This is a genomic window from Streptomyces doebereineriae, from assembly GCF_031845645.1.
Classification (GTDB): Bacteria; Actinomycetota; Actinomycetes; order Streptomycetales; family Streptomycetaceae; genus Streptomyces; species Streptomyces canus.
This window is the reverse complement of the sequence record NZ_JAVREZ010000011.1, coordinates 317,630-328,704: the sequence shown is the minus strand read 5'-3', so window position 1 is coordinate 328,704 and position 11,075 is coordinate 317,630. Positions and strand designations below refer to the sequence as shown.

General features: G+C 72.4%; 7 protein-coding genes and 1 pseudogene. 6 read left to right on the top strand and 2 right to left on the bottom strand.

Features of this window, described 5'->3' with window-relative positions; all coding sequences use genetic code 11:
• Positions 1-194 (top strand): annotated as a pseudogene (locus RNB18_RS30240) (carbohydrate ABC transporter permease); the annotation flags it as partial.
• 58 nt (positions 195-252) lie between these two features.
• Positions 253-1,986, top strand: coding sequence for an amylo-alpha-1,6-glucosidase (locus RNB18_RS30235; protein WP_311717289.1), 1,734 nt, complete (start codon positions 253-255; stop codon positions 1,984-1,986).
• A gap of 176 nt (positions 1,987-2,162) precedes the next feature.
• Here the strand turns inward: RNB18_RS30235 and RNB18_RS30230 are convergent, their stop codons facing one another.
• Complete coding sequence (locus tag RNB18_RS30230) at positions 2,163-2,570, bottom strand: RidA family protein (protein ID WP_311717288.1); 408 nt, start codon at positions 2,568-2,570, stop codon at positions 2,163-2,165.
• 388 nt (positions 2,571-2,958) lie between these two features.
• On the opposite strand from RNB18_RS30230, the gene RNB18_RS30225 reads away from it, so the two are divergent.
• The 4 genes from RNB18_RS30225 to RNB18_RS30210 all read left to right on the top strand — a co-directional run bounded on the left by RNB18_RS30225 (position 2,959) and on the right by RNB18_RS30210 (position 9,723).
• Positions 2,959-3,942 (top strand): hypothetical protein, encoded by a 984-nt coding sequence (locus RNB18_RS30225; protein ID WP_311717287.1) that lies wholly within the window; start codon positions 2,959-2,961, stop codon positions 3,940-3,942.
• 76 nt (positions 3,943-4,018) lie between these two features.
• Positions 4,019-5,875, top strand: a complete 1,857-nt coding sequence (locus tag RNB18_RS30220) for an HSP90 family protein (RefSeq protein ID WP_311717286.1) — start codon at positions 4,019-4,021, stop codon at positions 5,873-5,875.
• 2 nt (positions 5,876-5,877) lie between these two features.
• Positions 5,878-8,811: a hypothetical protein gene (locus tag RNB18_RS30215; RefSeq protein ID WP_311717285.1), complete on the top strand. Its 2,934-nt coding sequence runs from the start codon at positions 5,878-5,880 to the stop codon at positions 8,809-8,811.
• A gap of 42 nt (positions 8,812-8,853) precedes the next feature.
• Positions 8,854-9,723 carry an endonuclease/exonuclease/phosphatase family protein gene (locus tag RNB18_RS30210; RefSeq protein ID WP_394817695.1) on the top strand — a complete coding sequence of 290 codons (870 nt, stop codon included), beginning with the start codon at positions 8,854-8,856 and terminating at the stop codon, positions 9,721-9,723.
• A gap of 11 nt (positions 9,724-9,734) precedes the next feature.
• Here the strand turns inward: RNB18_RS30210 and RNB18_RS30205 are convergent, their stop codons facing one another.
• Positions 9,735-10,955 (bottom strand): metallophosphoesterase, encoded by a 1,221-nt coding sequence (locus tag RNB18_RS30205; protein ID WP_311717284.1) that lies wholly within the window; start codon positions 10,953-10,955, stop codon positions 9,735-9,737.
• Positions 10,956-11,075 lie beyond the last annotated feature (120 nt).

Sequence of the window (11,075 nt, the reverse complement as noted above, 5' to 3'; positions counted from 1 at the left end):
CCAGCACCCTGGCGGGCGGCGGCGCCCACGAGCCGATCACCCTGGGCATCTACCACTACATCGGCAACAACAACCAGCAGTGGAACGCCATCATGGCCACCGCCGTCGTGGCCTCCCTGCCCGCCGCCGTCATCCTCGTCCTCGCCCAGCGCTACGTCGCCGCCGGCGTGACCGCCGGCGCCGTCAAGGACTGACCTCCGCGGCGCAGCCCTTCCCCCTGACGATCCCTGCTCGAGAAACGAGTGCCCCTTCATGACCGCCGACCGTCCCGGCCCGGCCTTCTCCGTCCACGACATCCCGTTCAGCACCTACGGATCCTGGTTCGGCATCTCACCCGTGGTGGCGGAGAAGACGTACGCCGAGGACCTCCACCTCGTCTCGCACCAGAACGGCATGCACGCCGTCCTGAGCCTGGTGCCGCTCGACCCCGTGACCGGCGAGCGGGCCGAGACCCGCGTCGAGGCGACACCGGGCCTGCTCAGCTGGACCGGTACCGACGGGCGCATCGACCTCGTCTACGAGTCGCCGGACACGGTACGACTGCGCGGTGCGGGCGCGCCGCTGCGGATCTCTGCGGCGGCCCCGACGCTGACCCCGTTCAGCGGCACCTACTTCTACCGCGAACCGGCCGCCGACGCCTACGTGTTCACGTCGTACGAGACCGGACGGCGGTACCGCGTCTCGGTGCTCTCCGGCACGGTGGCCGACGTGTTCGGCAGCCAGGCCCTGGGCAGCGCCGACCGTGGTGTCACCGTCGCCGACGCGGACGGCGGATGGGAGATCGCGGTCGAGGAACTCGACACCGCCCGCCCTCCCTACGTGTCGACGGCGGCCTTCGGCAAGGTCGTCGAGGCCGCGCGGAACTCCTTCGCGGACTTCGTCGACACCGTGGCCCCGTGGCGCTCGGCCGCCACCCCGGCCGCCGAACTCGCCGCCTACGTCCTGTGGTCGGCGACCGTACGCCCGGCCGGTCTGGTCACCCGGCCCGGCGTCCTGATGTCCAAGCACTGGATGGACAAGGTGTGGAGCTGGGACCACTGCTTCAACGCCCTTGCCCTGGCCCCCGGTTGCCCCGAACTGGCCCGGGACCAGTTCCAGCTGCCCTTCGACCACCAGGACGAGACCGGGGCGCTGCCCGACTCGGTCACCCACTCCGAGGTGCTCCACAACTTCGTCAAACCGCCCATCCACGGCTGGGCGTTCGGCCATCTGCGACGCCTGCTGCCCACGCCTCCCGACCACGCGGAACTGACCGTCACGTACGACAGGCTAGAACGCTGGACGGAGTTCTGGCTCACCGCCCGCCGTGCCCCCGGCGCGGCCCTGCCGCACTACCAGCACGGCAACGACAGCGGCTGGGACAACGCCACCACCTTCGATCCCGAGCGCGTGGTCGTCACCGCGGACCTCGCCGCCTTCCTCACCCTCCAACTGCGTGAACTCGCCGACCTGGCAACGCATTTGGAGAGACCGGACGACGCCCGGCGGTGGACGCGGGCCGCCGAGGAGACGCAGCAGGCGATGCTCGACCAGCTCTGGACGGGCGACCGGTTCGTCGCCCGGGGCGTCGACAGCGGCGACACCTGGGGCACCTCCAGCCTGCTCGACCTGATGCCCATCGTGCTGGGCGAGCATCTGCCGCCCGAGATCGGCGAGGTGCTGGCCGGCCGTATCGAGGCCCACCTGACTCCGTACGGCCTGGCCACCGAACTGCCGGACTCGCCGCACTACCTCGCCGACGGCTACTGGCGTGGCCCCATCTGGGCCCCCGCCACGGTCCTCGTCGAGGACGGCCTGCGGCGCGGCGGTCACCACCGGTTGGCGGACGAGATCAGCGCCCGCTTCCGCGTTCTGTGCGAGGAGCACGGCTTCGCCGAGAACTTCGACGCCCTGACCGGCACGGGCCTGCGCGACCGCGCCTACACGTGGACGGCTGCCGCCTACCTCCTCCTCGCCGAAGCACACGCACAGCGAGAGGGCCGGTGAGACCGGTCGGGCGAGGGTCAGCTCCTCGAACATGATCCGGATCTCGGTGCGGGCGAGGAGCTTGCCCAGGCACAGGTGCGGGCTGCCCTTGCCCAAGACCTCCTCGTGTCGCTGACGGACGGCCGCCGCACCGTCGACCTCGCGCGGGTGCGGCGCACGTCCCGGCGGACCCGTGCTCAGTCGAGGACCGCGGTGGCCTCGATCTCGACCAGGTGCTCGGGGACGTCCAGTGCCGCGACGCCCAGCAGGGTGGCCGGCGGGACCGGGGTGACCCCCAGTCGCGCGGCCGCCCGGGCCATTCCCTCCAGGAGGAGGGGCATCTTGTCGGGCGTCCAGTCGACGACGTGGAGGTTCAGTTTCGCCACGTCGTCGAAGGAACCGCCGGCTTCGGCCAGGGCCGTGGCGACGTTGACGTAGCACTGCTCGACCTGCGCGGCGAGGTCGCCTTCACCGATCGTGCGGCCCTCGGCGTCCCAGGCGACCTGCCCGGCGACGAAGACCAGCTTCGTACCGGACGCGATCGACACCTGCCGGTAGACATCGATCTCCGGCAGTCCGCCGGGATTCAGCAAGGTGATGGCCATCCTCTACGCCTCCATGGTCGGGCCCCATGAGCCCGTGGTCTCCAGTAGTTACTGGGAAACCGTAGGAGAGTGTGCGCTGGCATGGAAGAACGCACTTTTCCGTGCCTCGGGAACCCGATGGTGACCAAGCAGCTCAGCGGCCTTCCCCGGGGGTGTACTCGGGTACGCGACCGTCCACTCCGTGACCCTGGAACTCGGCTGTCCGGACTGCGCCTTCCACTGGTGCGGCCGGCTCACCGACGAATCCCCGCACACGGCCGCACCGCGCGCGACGGCTGTCCGCGGGGACCGGACCGGTGAAGTGCCGGTGAAAACCCGGTGGAAGCGCTGTCAGTGGGCCCGCTTATGCTGCACCGGACGATCACGCGGGACCAGGGGAGGGCGCGGCATGTTCGGCAAGCTGTTCGGCAGGGATGCGGAGAGACCGGATGCGGATCCGCACGCCCTGCCCGTCCCGCGCAGACAGAAGAACGGGACGTATCCGCTGCGCGCCCTCGGGGACACGCGGGTGCTCGCGCTGGTGGAGGCCGCCGACGCCGGTGACTGGGAGGCGGTCAAGGAAGCCCTTGCCCCCTTCGATCTCGGCCGCGACCACGCGGTCCTGGGCCAGCTCGCCGACCTGGACGGTGTGCAGGACTGGATCGGCCGGGCCGTACAGGAGGACAAGGAGCACCGGGCGACGGCCCTGCTGATATCCGGGGCGCGCCACATCAGCTGGGGCTGGGAGGCCCGCACCTCCGCGCGTGCCGTGAACGTCACGCAGGAGCAGTGGCGCATCTTCCACGAGCGGCTCGAGATCGCCGAAGAACAGCTGCTCGAGGCCGCCGAGCTGCGGCCGGACTGGGGCACCCCGTGGCGCCGCCTCCTCACCTCCGGCCGTGGCATGTCCCTGGGCACGGCCGTGAACGAGACCCGGCGCGACGCCGCCCTGCGCCGCGACCCGCTGGACCTGGAGACCCACATCGAGTGGGTGTCCCAGCTGCAGCCCAGGTGGGGCGGCGAGCCTGGCCAGGCCATGACGTTCGCCCGAGAGGCCTTCGCCCGCGCGCCCGACGGGCACCGCCTCGGCTGCGTGGTCGCCATGGCCCACATCGAGGAGTGGGTGGAGTCCGACAACCGTGACTGCCTGCAGGACCCGCGGATCCGGACCGAGCTGAGGGAGGCCGCGGAGCGCAGCATCCTGCACCACTTGTACGAACGCCGCCTGGGCTGGCAGGGCGACTACAACATCTTCGCCATGGCCCTTTCGCTGGCGGGCAGCACCAAGGCCTCCAATGTCTTCCGCGAACTGGACGGTGTCTTCACCGAGTGGCCGTGGACCTTCATGGCGGACCCCCAGAAAGCCTACGCACGCTTCCGCAAGGCCTTCTGAGCTGAAGGTCGCACGGTCCCCGCCCGTCCCGGCCGGACCATCGCCCCCCGCCGTTCCCTTCTCCCCGGACTGCCCCATGCCTCTGCGCCACGACCCCGCCGACCACGCCACCACCGACCGTACCTTCCAGGTGGACCTGCGCGGCCTCGTCGACCTCCTCTCCCACCACCTCTACTCCAGCCCCCGCGTCTACCTGCGCGAACTCCTCCAGAACGCGGTGGACGCGCTGACCGCCCGGCAGAGCCTCGCACCGGCCGGCCCCGCCGACGCCTTCGGCATCCGCCTGTTCGCCGACGGCTCCGTGGTGCGCGTCGAGGACGACGGCGTCGGTCTCACCGAGGCCGACGTGCACACCTTCCTCGCGACGATCGGCCGCAGCAGCAAGCGCGCCGAGCGGATCGCCGAGCAACGCGCCGACTTCATCGGCCAGTTCGGCATCGGCCTGCTCTCCTGCTTCCTCGTGGCGGACGAGATCCACGTCGTGAGCCGCTCCGCCCGCACCCCCGACGCCCCCGCCGTGGAATGGCGCGGACGCGGCGACGGCAGCTACACCGTCCGTACCCTGCCCGCCTCCGCCCGCCCCCGGCCCGGCACCACCGTCACGCTGACGCCCCGCGCCGACGCGGGCGAATGGACCCGCCCGGCCCAGGTGCACGCGCTGGCCCGGCACTTCGGATCCCTGCTGCGCCACCCGGTGACCTTCGACGACGGCACCGGCGGGCCCGGCGGCCAGGCCGCACCGGTCAACCCCGATCCCGCGCCCTGGGCGCGCATCCATCCCACCCCCGGAGCCCGTTCCCGCGCCCTGGCCGCCTACGGCGAGGAGGTCTTCGGGTTCACGCCGCTGGACACCATCGAGCTGGACCTGCCGGCCGTCGGCCTGAAGGGCATCGCGTGCGTGCTGCCCGAGGCGGTGCCGGCCGGGCGCCGCCACGGCCACCGCGTGCACGTCAAAGGCATGCTGCTGTCCGAGCAGGCCGAGGAGATCCTGCCCGACTGGGCGTTCTTCGTCCGCTGTGTCGTCGACGCCGAAAGCCTGCGCCCGACGGCGTCCCGCGAGTCCCTGTACGAGGACGACACCCTGGCCGCCGTACGCGATGCGCTCGCCGAACGCCTGCGCGCATGGATCGCCCGGGCCGCCGCCAGCGACCCCGAGCTGCTCGGCCGCTTCCTCCAGGTTCACCACCTGGCCGTGAAGTCGCTCGCGGTGCACGACGACGAGATCATGCGGATGCTGCTGCCGTGGCTGCCGTTCGAGACCACCGACGGGCACGCCACCCTCGACGAGTTCGCGCGCACCCACCGCACCGTCCTCGTCACCTCGAGCGTGGAGGAGTTCCGCCAGGTCGCCGCGATCGCCTCGGCCGCCGGGCTCGGCGTCGTCAACGGCGGCTACACCTACGACCGTGAACTGGTCCACCGGCTGCCCGAGATCAGGCCCGAGGTCAGCGTCGCCGACCTCGACCCGGGGACCCTCACCGCCCACCTCGACCCCGTCGACCGGGAGACGGAACTGGCCGCCGCGGCCTATCTCGCCCAGGCCCGCGACGCCCTCGCCGTCTTCGACTGCGACGTCGCGCTGCGCACCTTCCAGCCCGCCTCCGCCCCCGCCCTCCTCCTCGACAGCCGTGAGGCCCGGCACGAACGCACCCGCTCGCAGCTGGCCCGCGAGCAGCAGGGCGGCGTGTGGGGCGACATCCTCGGTGCCCTGCGCCAGGAGGCCCCGCGGGCCCAGCTGATCCTCAACCAGCTCAACCCTCTGGTGCGCACCGCCGTCACCATCGGCGAGCCCGAGCTGGCCCGCACCAGCGCCGAAGCCCTCTACGGGCAGGCCGCGATGCTGTCCCGCCGCCCGCTCAGGCCCGCCGAGTCGAGCCTCATCAACCGCTCCTTCCTCGACCTCCTCGCCCACGCCCTCCGCAAGGACAGCTGACGATGCCCACCGCGATCCAGACCACCGACGAGCTGTACCAGGCGCTCCAGGACAACGACGAGCGTCCCTACGGCCGTACCCGCACCGTCACCGCCGAGGAACTCGTCGACGCCGCCGAGCAGTTCGAGGAGCCCGTCCCGCTCGTCCACGCCCTCCTCGAACTCCAGGAGGCGTACACCTACGGCTCCGAACCCCGGAAGTCTCCCGTCGTCTTCGCCCGTCTGCTCACCCTCTTCGACGAGCAGCCCGACGTCTTCGACGAGCGCCTGCGCCACATGGTGTTCTGGCGGTTCAAGTGGGTGGGCCACGCCCTGCGCCAGCTGCCCGAGATACCGCTGGCCAGCCTGCGCCAGTGGCTGACGGAGATGCGCGACCGCTACGAGAAGGCCGGTCTCGGCCTCCAGCCCTACTACGGACAGGCGTACCAGCTCGCCGCCCACGTCGGTGAGGACACCGCGCTCGCCTACGAACTGTGGGCGGGCCGCGCCCGCACCCGGCTCAGCGACTGCGAGGCCTGCGAGATCTGCGAGCGCGCGCTGTTCCACCTCGCCGCCGGCGACGACGAACGGGCGCTGCGCACCTGGGAGCCCGTCCTGGCGGGGAAGGAGTCCTGCCAGGAGGAGCCGGCCCGCTCCCTGTCGTACGCGCTGCTGCCCCTGCTGCGCACCGGCCACGCCGACCGGGCGCGCGAACTGCACCTCGTCGGCTACCGCGGCTGCCGCCGCAACCCCGCGATGTCCGGGGAGGTCGGCCGGCACCTGGAGTTCTGCGCGCTGACCGGCAACGAGGCCCGCGGCCTGGAGCTGCTCGCCGAGAACCGGAACCTCTTCGACGAGGTCGACTCGCCCCTGGACCAGCTCGACTTCCTCACCGGCGTCGAGGTCCTCCTCCAGCGCGTCGAACTTCTCGGCCACGGCGAACTGCCCGCCGCCGGATACGCCGGCCGTACCTGGACGGTGGCCGGGCTGCACACCGAGGTACGGGGTCGCGCGGACGACCTCGCCGCCCGCTTCGACCACCGCAACGGAACCTCGACCCACACCGACCGCCGCCGGGCGCGCCTCGACCGGGCACCCCTCCTCGACGCGCTGGAACTGACCCTGCGCACCCGCAGCCTCGACGACGTCGCCCCGGCCGCCCCGGTCGCCGCGCCCGCCTCCCGTACGGCCGCTGCCGTTCCCGACGCGCTGCCGGAACTCATCCTCCAGGCACGGAAGTTGGAGGAACCGGGACATCCGGACGCCCAGGCCTGCTTCGCGCGGCTGCGCACGCTCGTCGCCGCCCGCGACTACACCCACCCCGACGACCCCGCCGTGGGAACGCTGGTCCAGCTGCGCGCGGACCTGCTGGCCGACGAGGCGACCTCGGCGGCCAACAAGGACGACTTCGCCGAGGCCGCCGCGCTCAACGAGGAGGCCGCGGCCCTCTACGACGACGCCTCGCAGCCCGGTCACGCGGCAGTCGCCCGCGCCTGCGCCCTGCTCGCCACCGCCCAGATCCCCGCCGGGGACGCGGACGGAGCCGAGGCGACGGCGGCCGCGCTGACCGCCGCCCACACGTCCATGGTCCGCCTGCACGAGGAGACGACCGGCCTCGCTCCCTACCAGGAGGCCCGCCTGCTGCGGCTGCGGGCGACCGCGCTCGGCCTGCGCCTGCAGACGACGGGAGGCAAGGAGCACGTCGCGCCGGCGTTCGCCGAGGCGGACCTGCTGCAAGCGTTCGCCACCCGGCACGACCTCGCCGGGCAGATCTCCGGCGCCCTGATGCTGCGGGCCAGCACGCACGCCATATCCGGCGACCTGCCCGCCGCGGTCGCCGAGATCGACGCCCTCCTCGACCGGCTGAAGGCACACGGCCCGGCCTGGCACCTGCCCCGCACCCTCGGACTGCGCGGCCGGCTCCAGCTCGCCCTCAGGGACCCCGAGGCCGCGTACGCGGACCTCACGGAAGGCCTGCGACTGGCCGCCGACTGGCCGGCCGGCGCGGTCGACATCACCCGCCTGCACGGCGATGTGGCCGAGGCCTGCATGCATCTGGGTCGTCCCGACGAGGCGTTGCGGCACCTGACGCGTTCGGCGGAGGCGGACCTTCGGCACGGCAGCCGGATCGACGCGTTCTGCACCTACAGCAACGCGGCCCAGCTCAGCCTCGACCTGGGCCGCGTCGAGGACTGCATCGCCCTGCTCGACTCCCTGCTGGCCGAACCGGACGTCGCCGCCGGGGAGTTGGACGACCGCCTCGCCGCGCAGCTGCGCCTGACCCGGGCCCGCGCACTGCGCGCGGGGGAGGACCTCAAGGCCGCCACGGCGGAGTTCGCCGCGCTCGCGGCCGAGTCGGCGGGCTGGGACGACGACCCGGGCAGCCACGCCATGATCGCCGCGGAGACGGCCGTACTCCTCGGCGAGTCCGGCGAGTTCGGCCCGGCCCGTGAGGCCGCGGACCAGGCGATCGCCGCCCATGCCCGGGAGCCGCGCTACGAGCTGCTCAGCAACTCCCTGCGTGAACTCGGCCGCCTCCAGGCCCAGCAGCAGGGCGCCGAGGGCCTGGCCGACGCCCTGGCCTTCCTCGCCGACGCCGGCCGGGTCGCCGACGAGGCCCGTGCCGCCGGTTACGAGGCGCGTGGCCGCTCCCTGGACAGCGCCCTGGCCTACGAACACGGGCGGGTCAACGCCTACGCCGGCGCGTACGAGGACGCACTGACCGCCCTGGAGAAGGCCCTCGCCCTGCTCGGCGAGCCGGGGCCGGAGGACGACCGGGTCGGCGAGTGGGCCGAGTGCGTCCGCCTCGCGGGTGCCGTGGAGGGTCTCTACCTGAAACGCCCCGCTCCCGCCCTCACCCGCCTCGACGCCGCCGTCTCCCACCTGGCCGCCCTGGGCCACACCGAGGAGGCCGAGCCGCTGACCTCCCTGGCGGCCCGGCTGCGCGACGAGGAGTGAGCCCCGTCCCATAACATCGTTCCTGCAGACGTCTGTTGCCCCATGGTTCCGTGTCGAGGAGGCAGGGTGTTCGGAAAGGGCACGTGGTTGCTCGTGGGCGCCATGATCGTGGCCTGGATGGTGCTCTCCGGACCCAGTGCGCCCAGCGGTGCCCTCGACGCCAGGTCGCTGCCCGACAAACCCGTCCGGGACGTCGTACCGAACCGGGTCGTGACGTGGAACCTCTGCAACCCCTGCGAGACGGGCAACGACGACCGGGCCGCGGAGATCGCCACGTTCGCGCCCCAGGTCATCGGCCTGCAGGAAGCGTGCGTGGGTGACGTCGAGAAGATCCGGGAGTACCTGGAGAACCTCCACGGGCTCGTCTACCACGTCGAGTACGGGCCGGTTCTCCAGAGCTGGGGCCGTTGCGGGGGAGCGCCCTGGAACCCGGGCGGCTACGGCGAGGCGATCCTCTCGGCGGCCCCGATGACCGACGTCGTCACCAAGGAATATCCCGACGGCGGCTCCGAGGACCGTGGGTACATGGAGGTCACCACGACGGTGGGCGGCCGCCAGGTGCGGGTCTTCAACACCCACCTCGCCGAACGACGTCAGGAATCGTTCCGGGAGGACCAGGTCGGCGTACTCGCCAAAGAGGTCGCCCGGCACGACACCGCGATCGTCATCGGCGACTTCAACGCGGTACCGGAAGCCTCCGAACTCACCAGGATGTGGGCGCTGGCCGAGGACGCGGACCCCCAGTGCCGTCCCTCGGCAACCGGCACCTGCGAGCCGACCACCGACTGGCAGAGCAAGTTCGACTACGTGTTCCTGCGCGGCTACGTCCCGCTCGAGCAGCGTGTGCATCCGAACCCGGTCTCGGACCACCACCTGGTGTACACCGACCTGAAACCGACCCCGCGCCGCTGACCTGCGTAAAACTACGGCGAGGTGGGCACCAGCGGGGAGCGGAGCACCAGCAGGGTGATCTCACTGGGGGCGAAGACGCGGAACGGCGGGCCCCAGAAGCCGGTGCCGCGGCTGGTGTAGAGGAGGGTGCGGGCGCCGTGACGGCTGAGGCCGGCGAGGGCGGGCTGGTCGGTGCGGACCAAGTAGTGGAAGGGCCAGATTTGGCCACCGTGGGTGTGGCCGGAGAGTTGGAGGTCGATGCCCTCGGCTGCCGCCCGGTCGACGAACTTGGGCTGGTGCGCCAGGAGCAGGACGGGCAGGTCGGGGTCGGCGCCGTTCAACGCTCCGGCGAGGTGGGCGCGGTGGCCTGCCAGGCCGGAGGACTCGGCGGTGACATCGTCCACGCCGGCGACCACGAGGGTGTCGCCTCCGCGTTCGAGCAGCAGATGGCGGTTGCGCAGCGGCTCCCAGCCCAGCTCGCCCATCAGGTCGACCCAGCCCTGGGCCTCGGTGTAGTACTCGTGGTTGCCGGTGACGTACACACGGTCCCGGGTGGCCCGCACGGTACCGAGGGGGACGGCCTGGGCGCGGCGGCGTTCGGCCGTGCCGTCCGCGATGTCGCCGGTGTGGCAGACCAGGTCGGCTTCCAGAGTGTTCACCGTCTCGCACACCCGCGCCGACCAGCGGGCGCGGTCGAGCGGGCCGTAGTGGGTGTCGGTGATGAGGACGACGCGGAGGCCGTCCAACCCGGCGCCCAGCCGCGGGAGTTGCACGTCGAGTCGGCGCACGCGCGGCACACGCCGGGCCTCGGCGTACCCCCAGGCGAGCAGTACGGCGGTTGTGCCGAGGACGGCCCACGTGACGATGCGGGCCCGGTCCTGGCCCTCGCCGACGCCGGCCACGGTCAGGGCGAGCCGTAGCAGGACGCCGAGCAGAACGGACCAGGTGAACAGAACCCAGCTGGCGCCCAGCAGGGTGTCACCGACGATCGCCGCCCGGTCCTGCTGGCGCCGGCCGTGGCCGCGCCCCATCGCGAGCGGCATGCCGACGAGGCCGAGGGCGAACAGGGCGGTGCCGACCGGCGTGACGGGCAGCGGCCAGTGCTGGCCGGTGTACAGGAGCACCCAGCAGGGCACGGCCCACAGCAGGACGGGGGCGATCAGGGGGAGGTAGCGCATCAGGCGGAGCAGCCGGCTCTGCCGGGGTGCTTGCGCTGCGCTGTCGGCGGGTCGGGTGTTGCTGGTGTCGGTCACGCTTCTTCTCCCTGACCAGGCTGCCGTCTCGCGCACTGTATCCGGTAGCCCTCGGGCCTGGCTCGTCCGCCCGCCTTGTCGCGTGACCCGGGCGGGCTCGGCCTTCCGCCGCGCCCGCCA

Bases quoted from the DNA above. Each gene is read 5' to 3' on its own strand.
- RNB18_RS30210 (WP_394817695.1), top strand. From the start codon at position 8,854: ATGGTTCCGTGTCGAGGAGGCAGGGTGTTCGGAAAGGGCACGTGGTTG.
- RNB18_RS30225 (WP_311717287.1), top strand. From the start codon at position 2,959: ATGTTCGGCAAGCTGTTCGGCAGGGATGCGGAGAGACCGGATGCGGAT.
- RNB18_RS30220 (WP_311717286.1), top strand. From the start codon at position 4,019: ATGCCTCTGCGCCACGACCCCGCCGACCACGCCACCACCGACCGTACC.
- RNB18_RS30215 (WP_311717285.1), top strand. From the start codon at position 5,878: ATGCCCACCGCGATCCAGACCACCGACGAGCTGTACCAGGCGCTCCAG.
- RNB18_RS30235 (WP_311717289.1), top strand. From the start codon at position 253: ATGACCGCCGACCGTCCCGGCCCGGCCTTCTCCGTCCACGACATCCCG.
- RNB18_RS30230 (WP_311717288.1), bottom strand. From the start codon at position 2,570: ATGGCCATCACCTTGCTGAATCCCGGCGGACTGCCGGAGATCGATGTC.